Annotated in this window: 17 protein-coding genes; 9 read left to right on the top strand and 8 right to left on the bottom strand. The window is 58.5% G+C overall.

The window, feature by feature from the left end; genetic code table 11:
• Positions 1-72: 72 nt before the first annotated feature.
• Positions 73-513: an NUDIX hydrolase gene (locus AERO9A_RS07350; protein WP_159971251.1), complete on the bottom strand. Its 441-nt coding sequence runs from the start codon at positions 511-513 to the stop codon at positions 73-75.
• An 81-nt stretch (positions 514-594) separates the two neighbouring features.
• On the bottom strand, positions 595-2,823 hold the full coding sequence (locus AERO9A_RS07345) for an NADP-dependent isocitrate dehydrogenase (RefSeq protein WP_159971250.1): 2,229 nt from the start codon (positions 2,821-2,823) through the stop codon (positions 595-597).
• A 356-nt stretch (positions 2,824-3,179) separates the two neighbouring features.
• On the opposite strand from AERO9A_RS07345, the gene icd reads away from it, so the two are divergent.
• Complete coding sequence (icd, locus tag AERO9A_RS07340; RefSeq protein WP_159971249.1) at positions 3,180-4,436, top strand: NADP-dependent isocitrate dehydrogenase; 1,257 nt, start codon at positions 3,180-3,182, stop codon at positions 4,434-4,436.
• Between the two features lie 77 nt (positions 4,437-4,513).
• On the opposite strand, the gene cspD is transcribed toward icd, so the two are convergent.
• Positions 4,514-4,783: a cold shock domain-containing protein CspD gene (gene cspD / locus AERO9A_RS07335; RefSeq protein ID WP_159971248.1), complete on the bottom strand. Its 270-nt coding sequence runs from the start codon at positions 4,781-4,783 to the stop codon at positions 4,514-4,516.
• A gap of 230 nt (positions 4,784-5,013) precedes the next feature.
• Here cspD and clpS point away from each other — a divergent pair, with 230 nt between their 5' ends.
• Together clpS and clpA are read left to right on the top strand one after the other, a co-directional pair.
• Positions 5,014-5,376 carry an ATP-dependent Clp protease adapter ClpS gene (gene clpS, locus AERO9A_RS07330; protein ID WP_159971247.1) on the top strand — a complete coding sequence of 121 codons (363 nt, stop codon included), beginning with the start codon at positions 5,014-5,016 and terminating at the stop codon, positions 5,374-5,376.
• Positions 5,377-5,405: 29 nt separating this feature from the next.
• Entirely contained in the window at positions 5,406-7,676 is a 2,271-nt protein-coding gene (gene clpA / locus AERO9A_RS07325; RefSeq protein WP_159971246.1) for an ATP-dependent Clp protease ATP-binding subunit ClpA, read from the top strand.
• 100 nt (positions 7,677-7,776) lie between these two features.
• Here the strand turns inward: clpA and infA are convergent, their stop codons facing one another.
• The 4 genes from infA to trxB all read right to left on the bottom strand — a co-directional run bounded on the left by infA (position 7,777) and on the right by trxB (position 10,574).
• Positions 7,777-7,995 carry a translation initiation factor IF-1 gene (gene infA, locus AERO9A_RS07320; protein ID WP_002553999.1) on the bottom strand — a complete coding sequence of 73 codons (219 nt, stop codon included), beginning with the start codon at positions 7,993-7,995 and terminating at the stop codon, positions 7,777-7,779.
• 136 nt (positions 7,996-8,131) lie between these two features.
• Positions 8,132-8,839: an arginyltransferase gene (locus tag AERO9A_RS07315; RefSeq protein ID WP_159971245.1), complete on the bottom strand. Its 708-nt coding sequence runs from the start codon at positions 8,837-8,839 to the stop codon at positions 8,132-8,134.
• A 54-nt stretch (positions 8,840-8,893) separates the two neighbouring features.
• Positions 8,894-9,574: a leucyl/phenylalanyl-tRNA--protein transferase gene (gene aat, locus AERO9A_RS07310; protein ID WP_159971244.1), complete on the bottom strand. Its 681-nt coding sequence runs from the start codon at positions 9,572-9,574 to the stop codon at positions 8,894-8,896.
• A gap of 49 nt (positions 9,575-9,623) precedes the next feature.
• A complete protein-coding gene (gene trxB / locus AERO9A_RS07305; RefSeq protein ID WP_159971243.1) occupies positions 9,624-10,574 on the bottom strand; it encodes a thioredoxin-disulfide reductase in 951 nt (316 codons plus the stop codon).
• A 189-nt stretch (positions 10,575-10,763) separates the two neighbouring features.
• On the opposite strand from trxB, the gene ftsK reads away from it, so the two are divergent.
• The 6 genes from ftsK (at position 10,764) to cysG (ending at position 18,377) form a co-directional block, all read left to right on the top strand.
• Positions 10,764-13,196 (top strand): DNA translocase FtsK, encoded by a 2,433-nt coding sequence (gene ftsK / locus AERO9A_RS07300; RefSeq protein ID WP_159971242.1) that lies wholly within the window; start codon positions 10,764-10,766, stop codon positions 13,194-13,196.
• A gap of 29 nt (positions 13,197-13,225) precedes the next feature.
• Positions 13,226-13,852, top strand: a complete 627-nt coding sequence (gene lolA, locus AERO9A_RS07295; RefSeq protein WP_159971241.1) for an outer membrane lipoprotein chaperone LolA — start codon at positions 13,226-13,228, stop codon at positions 13,850-13,852.
• 3 nt (positions 13,853-13,855) lie between these two features.
• A complete protein-coding gene (locus AERO9A_RS07290) occupies positions 13,856-15,181 on the top strand; it encodes a replication-associated recombination protein A (RefSeq protein ID WP_159971240.1) in 1,326 nt (441 codons plus the stop codon).
• On the top strand, positions 15,178-15,558 hold the full coding sequence (crcB, locus tag AERO9A_RS07285; protein WP_159971239.1) for a fluoride efflux transporter CrcB: 381 nt from the start codon (positions 15,178-15,180) through the stop codon (positions 15,556-15,558). The genes AERO9A_RS07290 and crcB overlap by 4 nt, the downstream gene beginning before the upstream one ends.
• A gap of 79 nt (positions 15,559-15,637) precedes the next feature.
• Positions 15,638-16,915, top strand: a complete 1,278-nt coding sequence (gene serS, locus AERO9A_RS07280) for a serine--tRNA ligase (protein ID WP_159971238.1) — start codon at positions 15,638-15,640, stop codon at positions 16,913-16,915.
• A 73-nt stretch (positions 16,916-16,988) separates the two neighbouring features.
• Positions 16,989-18,377: a siroheme synthase CysG gene (cysG, locus tag AERO9A_RS07275; RefSeq protein WP_159971237.1), complete on the top strand. Its 1,389-nt coding sequence runs from the start codon at positions 16,989-16,991 to the stop codon at positions 18,375-18,377.
• Positions 18,378-18,422: 45 nt separating this feature from the next.
• Here cysG and AERO9A_RS07270 read toward each other — a convergent pair whose 3' ends face one another.
• Positions 18,423-19,421: a glutathione S-transferase family protein gene (locus tag AERO9A_RS07270; RefSeq protein ID WP_159971236.1), complete on the bottom strand. Its 999-nt coding sequence runs from the start codon at positions 19,419-19,421 to the stop codon at positions 18,423-18,425.
• Positions 19,422-19,460: the final 39 nt, after the last annotated feature.

Raw genomic sequence — 19,460 nt, 5'->3', positions numbered from 1 at the left:
AGGCCCCGAACTTCATCCGGGCCATCTACTATGGTGTGCGCAGCGCCCCCTAAGAAAGACATGCGCTCGCGATCAGTCGCGCAGTAGTTCCAGCGGACCGCTGATACCCGCCAGGTAATCGTCCACGCAGCGCAGTACCAGCTCGCTGCGCCAGCGCTCGGGCTGGGCGGCCAGCTCGTCGCGCGTCAACCAGGTGATGCCTGTGATATCGCTGTCCAGCTCGCGCTCCGGGTTGTGATTCAAGGGGCGGGCGCTGAAGCAAACGCGCTGGTAGGTGACCCCATTGCTTGGTGCGGTGTAGAGATAAATGCCGAGCAGGGCGGTGAGTTCCACGTCCCAGCCAGTTTCTTCGAGGGTTTCGCGCAGCGCAGCATCGCGTAGCGACTCGTTGGCTTCCAGGTGTCCGGCCGGTTGGTTGAGTACCAGGCGCCCAGCCTTGAGCTCTTCGACGAAGAGGAAGTGGCTCTGGTCTTCGATGACCGTAGCCACGGTGATATGCGGTTGCCAGTCCATTTCGGTGCTCCAAAGATTGTCCAGATCCGTAAATAAAGAACCCCGGCACGGGGCCGGGGTTCATTTGACACTCAAGCCTTATCAGGCATTCAGTGCGGACAGAGCAGCATTAAAGGTGGCGCTCGGACGCATCACCTTGCTCGTCAGTTCGGGGTTGGAGCGGTAGTAGCCACCAATTTCAGCCGGCTTGCCTTGCACGGCGGCCAGTTCGGCAACGATGGTTGCTTCCTGCTCGGTCAGTTGCTTGGCCAGCGGGGCGAAGTGAGCCTTCAGCTCGGCATCGTCATTCTGCTCGGCCAGTGCCTGTGCCCAGTACAGCGCCAGGTAGAAGTGGCTGCCGCGGTTGTCGATTTCGCCGACTTTGCGCGCCGGGGACTTGTTGTTGTCCAGCAGCTTGCCGGTGGCTTGATCCAGGGTTTTACCCAATACCTTGGCCTTGGCGTTGTTGGTCTTGATGCCGGTTTCTTCCAGCGACACAGCAAGAGCCAGGAACTCACCCAGGGAATCCCAGCGCAGGTAGTTCTCTTCGACCAGTTGCTGAACGTGCTTCGGAGCCGAACCGCCAGCACCGGTTTCGTACATGCCGCCGCCTGCCATCAGTGGAACGATGGACAGCATCTTGGCTGAGGTGCCCAGTTCCATGATCGGGAATAGGTCGGTCAGGTAGTCACGCAGTACGTTACCGGTCACCGAGATGGTGTCCTGGCCACGAATCATGCGCTCCATGGACACACGAATAGCTTCGTTGTAGCCCATCATGCGGATGTCCAGGCCGGTCAGGTCGTGATCCTTGAGGTACAACTCGACCTTTTTCTGCAGCTCGCGGTCGTGAGCGCGCTCCGGGTCCAGCCAGAAGATGGCCGGGGTGTTGGACTGGCGGGCGCGGGTAACGGCCAGCTTGACCCAATCGCGGATCGGCGCGTCCTTGGTCTGGCAGGCACGCCAGATGTCACCAGCTTCAACTTCGTGCTGCATCAGCACGGTGCCGTCGGCAGCAACAACGCGCATGGTGCCGTCGGCAGTCATTTCGAAGGTCTTGTCGTGGGAGCCGTATTCTTCGGCCTTCTGCGCCATCAGGCCGACGTTCGGCACGGTGCCCATGGTGGTCGGATCGAACGCACCGTTGGTTTTGCAGAAGTTGATCATTTCCTGGTAGATGCGCGCGTAGGTGCTCTCCGGCATGACCGCCTTGGTGTCTTTCTGCTTGCCATCTTTGCCCCACATCTGACCCGAGTTGCGGATCATGGCCGGCATCGAGGCGTCAACGATGACGTCGCTCGGGATGTGCAGGTTGGTGATGCCCTTGACCGAGTCAACCATGGCCATTTCCGGACGATGGCTGTAGACCTCGTGGATGTCGTGCAGGATTTCTTCCTGCTGCGAGGCCGGCAGCGACTTGATTTTGTCATAGACGCTGCTGATGCCGTTGTTCGGATTTACGCCCAATTGCTTGAACAGATCGCCGTACTTGTCGAACACGTCTTTGTAGTAAACGCTGACGGCGTGGCCGAAGACGATAGGGTGAGAGACCTTCATCATGGTTGCCTTGACGTGCAGGGACCACATCACGCCGGTATCCTTGCAGTCCTGCAGGGTCTTCTCGAAGAAGGCGCGCAGCTTGTTGCAGCTCATGAACATGCTGTCCAGAACTTCGCCGTCCTGCAGCTTCAGGCTCTTCTTGACGTCGACTTTGCCGTCTTTGCCAACGAATTCGATACGGACTTCACCAGCTTTGTCCATGGTGATGGACTGCTCGCTGGAGAAGAAATCGCCACCGCGCATGTAGTCCGCGTGGGACTGCGAAGCCATGCTCCACTTGCCCATGCTGTGCGGGTGCTTGCGTGCGTAGGCTTTTACTGCAGCCGGGGCACGACGGTCAGAGTTGCCTTCGCGCAGCACTGGGTTAACGGCGCTGCCCAGAATCTTGGCATAGCGCGCACGCGCTTCTTTGTCTTCTTCGCTCTGCGGGTTTTCCGGGAAGTCCGGGATGTTGTAGCCCTGAGCCTGCAATTCGGCGATGGCTGCCTTGAGCTGCGGTACGGAGGCGCTGATGTTCGGAAGCTTGATGATGTTGGCATCGGCCTGCAAGGTCAGTTCTGCCAATTTGGCCAGGTCGTCGTCGACGCGCTTGTCGGCATCAAGACGGTCGGCAAAGCTTGCCAGGATTCGTCCAGCAAGAGAGATGTCACGGGTTTCAACGGAGATGTCGGCCGATGCGGCGAAGGCTTCCACGATGGGCAGAAGCGAATAGGTGGCAAGGGCTGGAGCTTCGTCGGTGAAGGTGTAAATGATCTTCGAAGGGGTGGACATTTAGCGTTAACTCTCTTCTTTGCTGAGCGCGCATAGAAACTCGACCTGCGCGGGTGGCGCGAACCCCGGGGTATGGGGAGGGTCGAGGACTCGCCGCGGTGATGTTGGATGCACCCGTAGAGTGTCGAACGTTTCGAGCCAGTGGAAATGGTCTGGATCCGCTGATCTCAAGAGGCTGATGCTCAGTTCCGAGCGGGCCGCCCCTTATGACTCGTTAGTCACCTAAGCAGTATACCACTGCGGCACCGCGTCACAGAATGCCCCATTGCATAAGACCTTTGCAGATATGTTTGTGGTCTGAAGTTTGCGCTACGCTCGAGAGTGCACACTGTCTAATCACAAGATGGAGTCCAGCAATGGGATACCAAAAGATCCAGGTGCCAGCCAGCGGTGACAAAATCACCGTCAACGCCGATATGTCGCTGAGCGTTCCAGACAATCCGATCATTCCGTTTATCGAGGGGGATGGTATCGGCGCCGATATTTCCCCTGTGATGATCAAAGTGGTCGACGCTGCCGTCGAGAAAGCCTATGGAGGCGCTCGCAAGATCTCTTGGATGGAGGTCTATGCCGGTGAAAAAGCAACTCAGGTTTACGATCAGGACACCTGGCTGCCGAAAGAAACCCTAGAAGCCGTTCGTGACTATGTCGTTTCTATCAAGGGCCCGCTAACCACCCCTGTAGGTGGAGGCATTCGCTCTCTGAATGTCGCCCTGCGCCAGGAGCTTGATCTTTATGTCTGCCTGCGCCCCGTGCGCTGGTTCGAAGGTGTGCCGAGCCCGGTGAAAAAGCCAGGTGACGTGGATATGGTGATCTTTCGTGAAAACTCTGAAGACATCTATGCCGGTGTCGAGTGGAAGGCCGGCAGCCCAGAGGCTGAGAAAGTCATCAAGTTCCTGACTGAGGAGATGGGGGTCAAGAAGATCCGTTTTACCGACATGTGCGGTATTGGCATCAAGCCGGTTTCCGAAGCTGGTACAAAACGCCTGGTGCGCAAGGCTCTACAGTATGCTGTCGATAACGACCGCAGCTCGGTGACCCTTGTGCATAAAGGCAACATCATGAAGTTCACTGAAGGTGCTTTCAAAGAATGGGGGTACGAGATCGCTCGCGAAGAATTTGGCGCCGAACTCCTCGATGGCGGTCCCTGGATGCAATTCAAAAATCCGCATACCGGCAAGAGCATAGTCGTCAAAGACGTGATCGCTGATGCCATGTTGCAGCAGATACTGTTACGGCCTGCTGAGTACGATGTGATCGCCACCCTCAATCTTAATGGTGATTACCTCTCCGATGCCTTGGCAGCAGAGGTGGGTGGCATCGGTATTGCGCCGGGCGCCAATCTTTCGGACACGGTAGCCATGTTTGAGGCTACTCATGGTACGGCGCCAAAGTATGCTGGCCAAGACAAGGTCAATCCAGGCTCGGTCATCCTTTCCGCCGAAATGATGTTGCGGCACATGGGCTGGACTGAGGCGGCTGACCTGATTATCAAAGGTACCAATGGCGCTATTGCTGCGAAAACCGTGACCTATGATTTCGAGCGCCTGATGGAGGGAGCAAAATTACTTTCCTGCTCCGCGTTTGGTGATGCAATGATTGCGCAAATGTAGCCATCCATACCCAACATTGCGCATAAAAAAAGGCCGGTCATAAGACTGGCCTTTTTCATGGCAATTGCCAGAAGTGGTCAGGCCTCTACCGCGCTTGCGGCAACTTGCACCTGCGGCGTGGACGTTGGAGCTTCCTGCGTCGTAGTGACGGCGCTGATGTTGACGGCATGCAATCCCTTGGGCCCCTGCACGATTTCGAAGCGAACCGGCTGGCCTGCCTTGAGCGTCTTGTAACCTTCCATTTGGATGGCCGAGTAGTGGGCGAACAGGTCCTCATCTCGGCCTTCAGCCAGGATGAATCCATAGCCTTTGGCGTTGTTGAACCACTTGACCTTACCACTGAGCATGCTGATATCCCTCTGCAAAGAACTCCATCTCTGGAGTATCATCCACCTCAATTCCGCGCAATAACCGATCTGGCTGGGCGAAGGCGTGGAATCCCTATACCCATGAATAGGGTATATATTGTTTGTAACACCCTTTTGCCGATAGTCAAGGCTATGCGGCGGATGGCTGAGAACTCAGTCAAAATCCCTCTAGCATCCCCGTTCGTCCAGCCCTGAAAGCCAGATCCAGCATGCATGCAAGTAGCCAGATTCGACTAACATTCAATCAGGATCACCCGGCGGAGCATGATGATGACTCTTCCGGTGTTGCTGTCCAAGAATCCAAACCTGCACTCAAGGCACCACCAATGTATAAGGTGGTCTTATTCAATGACGATTACACACCGATGGATTTCGTTGTCGAAGTGCTCGAAACCTTTTTCGGTATGAACCGTGAGCTGGCCACCAAAATCATGCTGGCCGTTCATACAGAGGGGCGTGCGGTATGTGGTGTTTACACGCGCGATATTGCGGAGACCAAGGCGATGCAGGTCAACCAGTACGCACGAGAAAGCCAGCATCCGCTACTCTGTGAAATAGAGAAGGACGGTTAACGCCGGCCACTTGGGTATGAGGTGAAGCTATGTTGAACCGAGAGCTCGAAGTCACCCTCAATCTAGCCTTCAAGGAGGCGCGCGCCAAACGTCATGAATTCATGACGGTCGAGCACCTGCTGCTTGCCTTGTTGGATAATGAGGCGGCTGCCAGCGTGCTGCGTGCCTGTGGAGCTAATCTCGACAAGCTACGCCATGATTTACAGGAGTTCATCGACTCCACCACGCCGCTGATTCCACAGCATGACGAAGACCGTGAAACCCAGCCTACCCTGGGCTTTCAGCGTGTACTGCAACGTGCGGTATTCCATGTGCAAAGCTCTGGCAAGCGTGAAGTCACCGGCGCCAATGTGCTGGTTGCCATCTTCAGCGAGCAGGAAAGTCAGGCGGTTTTCCTGCTGAAGCAGCAAAGCGTTGCACGTATAGATGTAGTCAATTACATCGCTCATGGTATCTCCAAGGTGCCAGGGCATGGTGATCAGCACGAGCATGAGCAGGACATGCAAGATGAGGAGGGTGGGGAATCGTCCTCATCTGCGAACCCGCTCGATGCCTACGCTAGCAATCTGAATGAGCAAGCGCGCCAGGGCCGCATTGACCCGCTGGTCGGTCGTGAAAACGAGGTCGAACGCGTTGCGCAAATTCTGGCTCGTCGCCGGAAGAATAATCCGCTACTGGTCGGTGAGGCCGGTGTCGGGAAGACAGCTATCGCAGAAGGTCTGGCCAAGCGTATCGTTGATGAGCAGGTTCCAGATCTACTGGCTGACAGCGTGGTTTATTCGCTTGATCTGGGCGCGCTGCTAGCGGGCACCAAGTATCGCGGGGATTTCGAGAAGCGCTTCAAGGCGCTGCTCAATGAGCTGCGTAAGCGACCTCAGGCCATTCTATTTATCGACGAAATTCACACGATCATCGGTGCAGGGGCTGCGTCGGGTGGGGTTATGGATGCCTCTAACCTACTCAAGCCTCTGCTTTCTTCTGGTGAGATTCGCTGCATTGGCTCCACGACCTTCCAGGAATTCCGAGGCATCTTCGAGAAGGATCGTGCGTTGGCGCGCCGCTTCCAAAAAGTCGATGTGGTCGAGCCTTCGGTGGATGATACTTACGGCATCCTCAAGGGTCTAAAAGCTCGCTTCGAACAGCATCACCATATCGAATACAGCGATGAGGCTTTGCGTGCAGCGGCTGAACTGGCTGCGCGCTATATCAATGACCGGCATATGCCGGACAAGGCCATCGATGTTATTGATGAGGCGGGCGCCTATCAGCGTCTGCAGCCGGAAGATAAGCGTGTAGCGCGTATTGATGTTGCTCAGGTCGAGGATATCGTTGCCAAAATTGCCCGCATTCCGCCTAAGCATGTCTCCAGCTCTGACAAGGAGTTGCTGCGCAATCTTGAGCGCGACCTCAAACTCACGGTATTTGGTCAGGATGCTGCAATCGACTCACTGTCCACGGCCATCAAGCTCTCTCGTGCAGGGCTTAAAGCGCCAGACAAGCCAGTCGGTTCGTTCCTCTTTGCCGGGCCGACAGGCGTGGGCAAGACCGAGGCTGCTCGTCAGCTCGCAAAGGCGTTGGGTATCGAGTTGGTGCGATTCGATATGTCCGAGTACATGGAGCGACATACCGTTTCGCGTCTGATTGGTGCGCCGCCCGGCTATGTCGGCTTCGATCAAGGCGGTCTGCTCACCGAGGCTATCACCAAGCAGCCGCATTGTGTGTTGTTGCTCGATGAGATAGAGAAGGCGCACCCGGAGGTCTTCAACCTGCTGCTTCAGGTCATGGATCACGGCACCCTTACCGATAACAATGGACGCAAGGCGGACTTCCGTAACGTCATTCTGATCATGACGACCAATGCTGGTGCGGAAACCGCGTCGCGTGCATCGATTGGCTTTACTCAGCAGGATCACTCCACCGATGCTATGGAAGTCATCAAGAAGAGCTTCACCCCTGAGTTCCGCAACCGTTTGGATACCATTATCCAGTTCGGTCGCCTGAGTCATGAGGTTATCAAAAGCATCGTCGATAAATTCCTCACTGAATTGCAGGCGCAGCTTGAAGACAAGCGCGTTACGCTGGAGGTTAGTGATGCGGCGCGTAGTTGGTTGGCTGAGCGCGGTTACGATGTGCAGATGGGGGCTAGGCCGATGGCTCGCCTGATTCAGGACAAGATCAAGCGTCCTTTGGCAGAAGAGATTCTGTTCGGCGAACTAGCAGAGCACGGCGGCGTGGTGCACATCGATATCAAAGATGGTGAGCCTGCGTTCGAGTTCGAGACGACAGCAGAGCTGGCCTAATGAGCAAGGCGGCGGCAGGGTAGGTTGCCTGTCGTCGCTATTTTAGGTCGAAATGAAAACGCCCGGTTTAGACCGGGCGTTTTCATTTCTGGCGCTTGGTTTAGCGGGCGCGGTAGGTGATGCGACCTTTGCTCAAGTCGTACGGCGTCAGTTCGACGCGCACTTTGTCACCAGTCAGAATGCGGATGTAATTCTTGCGCATCTTTCCGGAGATGTGCGCGGTAACGACGTGCCCATTTTCCAACTCCACGCGGAACATGGTGTTAGGCAGGGTGTCGACGACAGTGCCTTCCATTTCGAAGCTGTCTTCTTTCGACATGCAGTAAAGCCCTCGGTATCCAGGAAATGGCCCGGCGCGACTGGCCCCAGGCAAAAGCGGCGTGCATTGTGCCCGAAAATAGTGGTCTGCGCCAAGTGGCTTGGTTTTCCTGTCCGTTCGCAGTGTTGTGGACGGGTTAGGTCAGAAGGGTCCAGCGCTGATTGACGAAGAGCTCGATTGGGCGGTACTGGGTTTTGTAGTTCATCTTGCGACAATTCTTGATCCAGTAACCCAAGTAGACGGCGTCCAGGCCAAGACGTTCGGTTTCTTCTATCTGCCAGAGGATGGCAAAGCGCCCAAGGCTACGGCGCTCTTCATCGGGATCATAAAAGGTGTATACAGCCGATAGGCCATTAGGTAAGGCATCGGTGACGGCGATCGCTACTAGCCTGTCTTGAAGGCGAAATTCGTAGAATCGCGAAAATGCTAGATCACGCACCAGAAAGGTCGAGAACTGATCGCGGCTGGGTGGGTACATGTCGCCATCGGCATGGCGCTGCTCGATGTAACGGGCATAAAGCTGGTAATACTCTTCGCGAAATGCAGGTCGCACTGGACGTACGGTAATGTCCTGATTTCGTTTGAGGATGCGTCGTTGCTGGCGGTTGGGGGTAAACAGCGCAGCGGGTATACGTGCAGGAATGCAGGCTGTGCACTGTTGGCAGTGCGGTCGGTAGAGGTGTTCGCCGCTACGCCGGAACCCCATGTCGGAAAGGTCAGCGTATACCTGAGCATCCATGGGCAGGTTGGGGTCGAGGAACAGGGTGGTCGCCTGTTCTTCGGGCAGATAGCTGCATGGATGAGGCTGAGTCGCATAGAACTTCAGGCGGGCGAGCTCGGTCATGGCTGTGTCTCGATAAGGCCTGATAATCAGTGTATGCCAGGGTTGCTCGATCGACTAGGTAAGCCAGTTCGCCAGGTTGGGTTGATCCAGGTAGCGTTGCAAGTATTCGGCAAAACTGGCGCGTGATATCGCCCGGGCGCCGAAGCTGTGCAGGTGCTGGGTCGGCATCTGGCAGTCGATGAGCGTGAAGCCCCATTCCTGCAGCTTGCTAACGAGTGTCACGAAGCCAACCTTGGAGGCGTTGTCGGCGCGGCTGAACATCGACTCGCCAAAGAATAGTCGGCCCATCGCCAGGCCGTAGAGCCCTCCGACCAATTCATCGCCTTGCCAGACCTCGACGGAGTGGGCGATGCCCTGTTCGTGCAGTTCGATGTAGGCGCTCTGCATGGGCGTGGTAATCCAGGTGCCGTCGGTGTAGCTACGAGGTGCGGCACAGGCGCGGATGACGGCGGCGAAGTCCTGGTCGAAGGTGACGCGATAATGTTGCTGGCGCAGCACTTTGCCAAGGCTGCGTGATACGTGCAGCTCGTCGGGAAAAAGCACGGTGCGGGGATCCGGCGACCACCAGAGAATTGGCTGGCCGTCCTGAAACCAGGGAAAGCAGCCGTGGCGGTAGGCTTTTACGAGGCGCGCCGCACTGAGGTCGCCGCCGGCAGCGAGCAGGCCATTGGGCTCACGCATGGCCTTGGCCAGGGGCGGGAAATCCAGTGAATCGCGTTGCAGCCAGGTCAGCATGCGTCAGGGCCCGGAGGAGGGGAGGGCGGACGGTGTCCGCCCTGGGGTGTCAAAGATCTTCGAGGAATTTCTCGACATCCAGTGCGGCCATGCAGCCAGCACCAGCCGAGGTGATGGCTTGGCGATAGACGTGGTCGGCCACGTCACCAGCGGCGAACACGCCTTCGAGGCTGGTGGCCGTGGCATTGCCTTCGCTGCCGCCTTTGATCTTCAGGTAGCCGTCATGCATGTCCAGTTGGCCAACGAACAGCTCTGTATTGGGTTTGTGGCCAATGGCGATGAAGACGCCTGCCAGCGGCAGCTCCTGAGTGCTGCCGTCCGTGGTGCTCTTCAGGCGTACGCCCGTCACGCCGCTTTGGTCGCCAAGCACTTCGTCGAGGGTCTGGTTCCAGTGCAGGCGGACGTTGCCGTTGGCGGCCTTGTCGAACAGCTTGTCCTGCAGAATCTTCTCCGAGCGCAGCTTGTCGCGGCGGTGCACGAGGTGCACTTCCTTGGCGATGTTCGATAGGTACAGAGCTTCTTCCACGGCTGTGTTGCCGCCGCCAATGACGGCGACCACCTGGTTGCGATAGAAGAAACCGTCACAGGTGGCGCAAGCCGAGACACCCTTGCCGGCGAAGGCTTCTTCGGACGGCAGGCCCAGGTATTGGGCGCTGGCGCCGGTGGCGATGATCAGCGCGTCGCAGCTGTAAGTGCCGCTATCGCCTTTGAGCACGAAGGGGCGAGTCTGCAACTCGGCGGTGTGAATGTGGTCGTAGATGATCTCGGTGTCGAAGCGTTCTGCGTGCTTCTGCATGCGCTCCATCAAGGCCGGGCCGGTCAGGCCTTCGACGTCACCTGGCCAGTTGTCCACTTCTGTGGTGGTGGTGAGCTGACCGCCGGGCTGGATGCCGGTGATGATCACGGGCTTGAGATTGGCGCGGGCTGCATAAACGGCAGCGCTATAACCGGCAGGGCCGGAGCCCAGGATAATCAGGCGGGAATGCTTGACGTCGCTCATAAAAAAACCCCATAAGCCTTTGTCACAAAAGAGAATGCATGCTCCAATTGAGCCGCATGGAAACTGCTGGCGGCTATGCTACACCGAAGGAGTGCGGCTGCGGGAGCGCCGCAGCATGTCGATAACGGTGCCAGTTCTGGCCGCACGCGGGCAAACCCGTACAATATCCGCTCTTTGCGGTAACCATCGATGGACGCGCCAAGGGCGCAGGATACGGCTGTTTTGAAGAATTCCACCTCCCAGAATCCGGATTGGCGCCTGAAACTTCAGTACCGACTGAAGGAGGGCGCCCTGATCGCCCTGGCGGCGTTGTGTCTGTACGTGCTGATGACGTTGGTGACTTATAGCGTCTCGGATCCTGCATGGGACAACAGCGTGCAAGTCGAGCGCATCCTCAATGCGGGTGGGAGCATTGGCGCCTGGCTATCTAGCGCCCTGTTCGGGGCATTGGGCTATTTCGCCTATATCTTCCCGCTGTTGCTGGCCGCCAAGACCTGGCAGGTTTTTCGTACGCGCAATCAACCCTGGCATTGGAACGGCTGGCTTTTCTCCTGGCACAGCATCGGTCTGGTTTTCCTGATTTTGTCCGGCGCGGTACTGGCCCATATCCACTTTGATGCCGCCCCCGGAATGCAAGGTTCAGGTGGCGGCATGTTGGGCGCGAGCCTGGGTCAGCTATCGAAAGAGGCCCTCAATGTCGAAGGCAGTACATTGCTGTTTCTGGCTCTGTTCCTGTTTGGCTTGACCGTGTTCACCGATCTGTCGTGGTTCCGTGTGATGGACCTTACCGGCAAAATCACTCTGGATCTGATCGAACTGGTACACGGCATGATCAGCGGCTGGTGGAGTTCTCGCAGTGAGCGCAAGCAGATGGTGGCGCAACTGCGCGAACTGGATGAGCGTGTGATCGAGGTCGCGGCGCCGGTCATCGCTGATCGACGCGAGCAGGCCAAGGTCAAGGAGCGGCTGCTTGAGCGTGAAGAGTCGCTGAGCAAGCATATGAGCGAGCGCGAGAAGCGTCCGGCTCCGGTAATTACGCCGCCAGCCCCGGCTAAACCTGCAGAACCAAGCAAGCGTGTGCTCAAGGAGAAGCAGGCGCCTTTGTTCGTCGACACCGCTGTAGAGGGGAGTCTGCCCCCCATCTCCATCCTTGATGCTGCCGAGAAGAAGCAGAAGCAGTTCTCTCCCGAGTCGCTTGAAGCCATGTCACGGTTGCTGGAAATCAAACTCAAGGAGTTCGGCGTCGAGGTCGTGGTTGAGTCGGTGCATCCTGGCCCGGTGATTACCCGTTTCGAGATTCAGCCCGCTGCGGGGGTCAAGGTCAGCCGTATCTCTAACCTGGCCAAGGATCTCGCGCGCTCTATGGCCATGGTCAGCGTGCGGGTGGTCGAGGTGATTCCAGGCAAGACTACCGTGGGTATCGAGGTACCCAACGAAGACCGGCAGATCGTACGGTTTTCCGAGGTCTTGTCGTCAAATGAATACGACGATGCCAAGTCACCTGTCACCCTCGCGCTGGGGCATGACATCGGTGGTCGTCCGGTGATTGCCGATCTGGCCAAGATGCCGCATTTGCTGGTTGCCGGTACTACCGGCTCGGGTAAGTCGGTAGGTGTTAACGCGATGATTTTATCGGTCCTGTTCAAGTCCACGCCGGAAGAGGCGCGGATGATCATGATTGACCCGAAGATGCTGGAATTGTCTATTTATGAAGGCATTCCACACCTGCTCTGCCCAGTCGTTACCGACATGAAAGAAGCGGCCAACGCGCTGCGCTGGTCGGTCGCTGAAATGGAGCGTCGCTACAAGCTGATGGCGGCCATGGGCGTGCGTAACCTGGCAGGCTTCAACCGCAAGGTTAAGGATGCCATCGAAGCAGGCACGCCGCTGTACGACCCGCTGTATAAGCGTGAGTCGATGGACGACGAGCCACCGCACCTGAAGACCCTGCCAACTATCGTCGTCGTCGTCGATGAATTTGCCGACATGATGATGATTGTCGGTAAGAAGGTCGAAGAGCTGATCGCTCGTATTGCCCAGAAGGCCCGTGCTGCTGGTATTCACCTTATCCTGGCGACTCAGCGCCCGTCGGTGGACGTCATCACCGGCTTGATCAAGGCCAATATTCCAACGCGCATGGCCTTCCAGGTTTCAAGCAAAATCGATTCGCGCACCATTCTCGACCAGGGGGGCGCTGAACAACTGCTTGGCCATGGTGACATGCTCTATCTGCCACCCGGCACCGGTCTGCCGATTCGTGTGCATGGCGCTTTTGTTTCCGATGACGAAGTGCATCGCGTGGTCGAGGCTTGGAAGCAGCGCGGCGCACCGGACTACATCGAAGATATTCTGGCGGGCGTCGAGGAGAGCGGCAGCGGCTTCGAGGGCGGCGGTGGCGGCGAAGGCGGGGAAAGTGACGAAGATGATCCGCTTTACGACGAGGCGGTCAATTTCGTACTGGAGAGTCGCCGAGCGTCCATTTCCGCGGTGCAGCGTAAGCTCAAGATCGGCTACAACCGTGCCGCGCGAATGATCGAGGCCATGGAAATGGCTGGAGTGGTAACCCCGATGAACACCAATGGCTCGCGTGAAGTAATCGCGCCTGGGCCGTCCCGCGATTGATCCTCATACGGACTGACGAGGTTTTTTATATGCGATTTATCCGCCTGCTCATGCTGGCTGCTCTGAGCTTCACCCTGATGACGGCTCAAGCCGATGACGATGCCGCGACCAAGCGCCTGACCGAATTGCTCAATCAGGCGCAGACCATTAGTGCCCGTTTCTCTCAACTGACACTCGATGCCAGCGGCACGCAACTGCAGGAAACAGCCGGTCAGCTCGTGCTCAAGCGCCCTGGGCTGTTCCGTTGGCATACCGACCAGCCGATGGAGCAATTGCTGGTTTCCAATGGCCAGAAGGTTTGGCTGTACGACCCGGATCTGCAACAGGTCACTATCCAGAAACTCGATCAGCGTTTGACTCACACCCCGGCGCTGCTGCTGTCCGGCGATATCTCGCAGATTCGCGAGAACTTCGATATCGAGTACAAGGAAGGCGGCAGCGTGGTCGACTTTATCCTCAAGCCCAAGGCCAAGGACAGCCTGTTCGACAGCCTGCGCCTGTCGTTCCGCAACCGCGTGCTCAATGACATGCAGTTGATCGACAGCATCGGCCAGCGCACCAATATCCTGTTCCTCAACGTGAAGATGAACGAGCCGGTCGACGATCACTTGTTCAGCTTCGATATTCCCGAGGGCGCAGACGTCATTCAGGAGTAAGGCGTGGATCTGTTCGGCCGCCAACCCGTCGCGCAGCCTCTGGCTGCGCGTTTGCGCGCCACAAGCCTGGATGAATACGTTGGCCAGGAGCATGTGCTGGGTCCGGGTAAGCCTCTGCGTGAAGCCCTGGAGCAGGGTGCTCTGCACTCGATGATCTTCTGGGGACCTCCAGGCGTGGGCAAGACCACGCTGGCACGTTTGCTGGCCAAGGTCACGGATGCTCACTTCGAGACCATTTCCGCTGTCCTGTCGGGCGTGAAAGAGATCCGCCAGGCCGTCGAGATTGCCCAGCAACACGCCGCTCAGTACGGTCGTCGCACCATTCTCTTCGTCGACGAGGTGCATCGCTTCAACAAGAGTCAGCAGGACGCCTTTCTGCCTTATGTGGAAGATGGCACGCTGATCTTTATTGGTGCCACCACCGAGAACCCCTCGTTCGAGCTGAACAACGCACTGCTGTCGCGTGCCCGTGTCTATGTGCTCAAGAGCCTGGACGAGGCAGCCATGCGCAAGCTGGTCGATCGTGCCCTGAGCGATCCGAAGGGCCTGGGCGAGCGCCATCTCAGCCTGCCGGATGAGGCTTTCCAGATTCTTCTGGCCGCCGCCGATGGCGATGGTCGGCGTCTACTCAACTTTCTAGAGAACGCTGCCGACCTGGCCGAGGATGGCGGTGAGATCGGCGCAGCGTCGCTGCAAAACTTGCTGGGCGATAGCCGTCGCCGTTTCGACAAGGGCGGCGAAGCCTTCTACGACCAGATCAGTGCGCTGCACAAGTCTGTGCGCGGCTCCAACCCCGATGGTGCGCTGTACTGGCTGGCACGCATGCTCGACGGTGGCTGCGACCCGGCCTATATCTGCCGACGTATCGTCGCTATGGCCAGCGAGGATATCGGTAATGCTGACCCACGCGCGTTACCGCTGTGCCTGGCAGCCTGGGATGCGGTCAAACGCCTGGGCAGCCCAGAGGGCGATCTGGCGCTGGCTCAGGCGGTGACCTACCTCGCCTGCGCAGCCAAGAGTAATGCCGTCTACCTGGGCATCAAGGCTGCCAAGCAGGATGTCGCCGAGTTCGGCTCGCTGGAGGTACCACTGCATCTGCGCAATGCGCCGACCAAGCTGATGCGGCAGCTCGGCTATGGCGAGCAATACCGCTACGCCCACGATGAACCCAATGCCTATGCTGCTGGTGAAGTGTATTTCCCCGATGAAATGGAGCCGCGTGAGTATTATCAACCGGTACCGCGAGGCTTGGAGTCGAAGATTCGCGAGAAGCTCAAACACCTGCGCAGCCTAGATGCCAGCAGCCCAAAACAAAGGAGAAAGCCATGATTCGCGTCGCTCTCGCCGTAGCCGCTGGCGGCGCTTTCGGTTCCGTACTGCGCTTTCTGGTCGCTAGCTGGGTCGCGGCCAATTGGCCGCGTCATTTCTACCTTGGCACCTTGGCCGTGAATATTCTCGGCTGCCTGTTGATCGGCCTACTCTCCGGCTTGTTTCTGACGCGTACCGATCTGCCGCTGGAGCTGCGCACCGGGTTGATCACCGGCGTGCTGGGCGGCTTCACCACCTTTTCGTCGTTCAGCCTGGAAATCATGAAACTGCTGGAGGGCGGTCGCGCCCCGGAGGCCATCGGCTACCTGGCATTCAGCATTCTGGGCGGTCTGCTGGCTGCCTGGGCTGGTTTGAGTCTGGCTCGATTGGCGTCCTGACCCGCTAAGGCTTTACACTCCACCACCCGCGCCACCTGGCTGGCCGCACTCTTTTTCGCCGATGTATTGAGACCCGAACATGCTCGATTCCAAACTCGTCCGCACACAACTCACCGAAATTGCCGAGCGCCTTGCCACGCGCGGCTTCGCCCTCGATATCGCCCGCTTCGAGGCGCTTGAGAGTCAGCGCAAGTCGGTGCAGGTACGCACCGAGCAGTTGCAGGCCGAGCGTAACAGTCGCTCTAAATCCATCGGCCAGGCCAAAGCACGCGGTGAGGACATCGCGCCGTTATTGGCCGACGTCGACCGCATGGGCAACGAGCTGGACGAGGCCAAGCGCGAGCTAGACGGTATCCAGGCCGAGCTTGATCACCTGATGCTGACTATCCCCAACCTGCCGCACGAATCGGTGCCGGTAGGTGCGGACGAAGACGGTAACGTCGAAATACGTCGCTGGGGCACCCCGCGCAGCTTCGATTTCGAGATCAAGGATCACGTCGCGCTGGGTGAACAGCATGGCTGGCTGGATTTCGAAACAGCCGCCAAGCTATCTGGCGCCCGCTTCGCCTTGCTGCGTGGCCCGATCGCTCGTCTGCACCGTGCCCTGGCGCAGTTCATGATCAACCTGCACACTGCCGAACACGGCTACGAAGAGGCCTACACGCCTTATCTGGTGCAGGCTCCGGCGCTGCAGGGCACCGGTCAGTTGCCGAAGTTCGAGGAAGACCTGTTCAAGATCACTCGCGAAGGCGAGGCCGACTTCTACCTGATCCCGACCGCCGAAGTGTCGCTGACCAATATCGTGGCCGGTGAGATCCTCGACGCCAAGCAACTGCCGCTCAAGTTCGTTGCGCACACCCCTTGCTTCCGCAGTGAGGCGGGCGCCTCCGGGCGCGACACCCGCGGCATGATCCGTCAGCATCAGTTCGACAAGGTCGAGATGGTGCAGATCGTCGAGCCGAGCAAGTCCTATGAAGCGCTGGAAAGCTTGACTGCCAACGCCGAGCGCGTGCTGCAAGCGCTTGAGCTGCCGTACCGCGTACTAGCCCTGTGCACTGGCGACATGGGTTTCGGCGCGACCAAGACCTACGACCTGGAAGTCTGGGTGCCGAGCCAGGACAAGTACCGCGAGATTTCCTCCTGCTCCAACTGTGGCGACTTCCAGGCGCGCCGCATGCAGGCACGTTACCGCAACCCGGAAACCGGCAAGACTGAATTGGTGCACACCCTCAATGGTTCCGGTCTGGCGGTTGGCCGTACTCTGGTGGCGGTTCTGGAAAACTATCAGCAGGCTGACGGCAGCATTCGTGTGCCTGAAGTGCTCAAGCCCTACATGGGCGGTATCGACGTCATCTAACCAGCGCCGCAAGCTGCAAGCCCAAGCTGCAAGACGCGCTTGAAGTTTGTCGCTTGCAGCTTGAGGCTGCTTCATGGAATTTCTTCCGCTTTTTCACAAACTCAAAGAGCGCCCGGTGTTGGTCGTGGGCGGCGGCGAGGTGGCGCTGCGCAAGGCGCGCCTGTTGGCCGAGGCGGGCGCGCAACTGCGCGTCGTGGCGCCGGACATTCGCAGCGAGCTGCAGACCATGGCGGGCGAGCAGGGCGTCTTTCTGCGCGGCTACCAGTCTGATGATTTGCAGGGCGTTGGCCTGGTGATCGCCGCGACCGACGACGAACCGCTCAATGCGCGCATTTCCGCCGAGGCGCAGGCGCTGGGCATTCCCGTCAACGTGGTGGATGCGCCGACGCTGTGCAGCGTGATCTTTCCGGCCATCGTCGACCGCTCGCCGCTGATCGTCGCGGTCAGCAGTGGTGGCGATGCACCGGTACTGGCGCGCCTGATTCGCGCCAAGATCGAAACCTGGATTCCAGCCACCTATGGTCAGTTGGCTAACCTAGGCAAGCGCTTCCGCGAGCGAGTCAAGCTGATGTTTCCTGATGTGCAGCAGCGTCGCGTGTTCTGGGAGGATGTCTTTCAGGGGCCGATTGCTGAAAGCGTGTTCGCTGGCAAACCCGTTGAGGGCGAGCGCTTGTTGGAGGAGCGCCTTGCTGGTGCTGCGCCACGTGCGCTGGGTGAGGTTTATTTGGTAGGCGCCGGCCCCGGTGATCCCGACCTGCTGACCTTCCGCGCACTGCGTCTGATGCAGCAAGCCGATGTGGTGCTTTACGACCGTCTCGTGGCGGCGCCAATCATTGATCTGTGCCGCCGAGATGCAGAGCGTATCTATGTCGGTAAGCGCCGAGCCGAGCACGCCGTACCGCAGGAGCAGATTAACCAGCTACTGATCGATCTGGCCCGCAAAGGCAAGCGTGTGTTGCGCCTCAAGGGCGGCGATCCGTTCATCTTCGGCCGTGGCGGGGAAGAGATCGAGCAGTTGACCGCCGAAGGCATTCCTTTCCAGGTTGTGCCAGGTATTACCGCTGCCTCTGGCTGTGCCGCCTACGCCGGTATTCCGCTGACGCACCGCGATCATGCTCAGTCGGTGCGTTTCGTCACCGGCCACCTCAAGGACGGCAGCAGTAATCTGCCGTGGAAGGATCTGGTAGCGCCAGGGCAGACGCTGGTGTTCTACATGGGGCTGGTCGGCTTGCCGGACATTTGTGCGCAGTTGGTGGCCCACGGCCGTGACGCGACAACACCGGCAGCGCTGGTGCAGCAAGGCACCACGCAGAATCAGCGCGTGTTCACCGGCACACTGGCGTCACTGCCAGCGCTGGTGTCCGAGCATGAAGTGCATGCACCCACACTGGTGATTGTCGGTGAGGTGGTGACTTTGCGCGACAAGCTTGCCTGGTTCGAAGGCGCGCAAGCCGACGCTTGAATCGTGCGCGCCGATGGATGAGAGGCTCGTCCATCGGCGCGGCGCTTATGCCTGATAAACGCCTTTGCCCGGTAGCCGCTGGCGATCATGCGGGCGGTTATAGTCCAGTTTCGGCCCTTTGGGCACGATGCCCGTTGGGTTGATGGTGGCGTGGCTGGCGTAGTAGTGGCCTTTGATGTGGGTGAAGTCCACGGTTTCAGCGATACCTGGCCACTGATACAGCTCGCGTAGCCAGTTGGCGAGATTGGCGTAGTCCTCAAGGTGGCGTAGGTTGCACTTGAAGTGTCCGTGATAGACGGCATCGAAGCGAATCAGCGTGTTGAACAGGCGGATGTCGGCCTCAGTCAGGTATTCACCAGCCAGATAGCGCTGATCGCCGAGCAGGGCATCGAGTTCGTCTAGGGCAAGAAACAGCTCGTCGAATGCTTCCTCATAAGCGGCCTGAGTCGTAGCGAAGCCCGCACGGTAAACTCCGTTGTTCACCGCCGGGTAGATCCGCTCGTTGAGTTGCTCGATGCGCTTATGCAAGGGCTCTGGATAAAAGTCCAGATCGTTACCGGTTAAGCCATCGAACGCCGAGTTGAACATGCGGATGATCTCCGCGGACTCGTTGCTGACGATGCGTTGTTGCTGCTTGTCCCACAACAGCGGCACGGTTACCCGGCCGGTGTACTGGGCGTCGTCTGCGGTATAGCGCTGGTGCAGGTAGTCGAAGCCATCCAGGGCGTCGCCGCTGGAGCCATGAGCTGGGTCGAATGTCCAGCCGTGCTCGCGCATCAGCCAGCTCACCACGGAGACGTCGATCAGGCCTTCCAGGCCTTTGAGTTTGCGCAGGATCAGCGTTCGGTGCGCCCAAGGGCAGGCGAGGGAAACGTACAGGTGGTAGCGGTCGGCTTCTGCCTTGAAGCCTGCTTCACCGCTGGGCCCGGCTGCGCCATCGGCGGTGATCCAGTTGCGGCGCTGGGCATTTTCCCGCTGGAAACGACCGCTCTTACCCGTGTCATACCACTGGTCACGCCACTGTCCATCGATCAGCAGGCCCATTTCGCGTACCTCGCTCTAGCAAATGAGCCTGCAGTCTAT

The organism is Pseudomonas sp. 8Z (assembly GCF_902506535.1).
Lineage (GTDB): Bacteria > Pseudomonadota > Gammaproteobacteria > Pseudomonadales > Pseudomonadaceae > Aquipseudomonas.
This window is presented reverse-complemented; position numbering and strand designations above follow the sequence as displayed.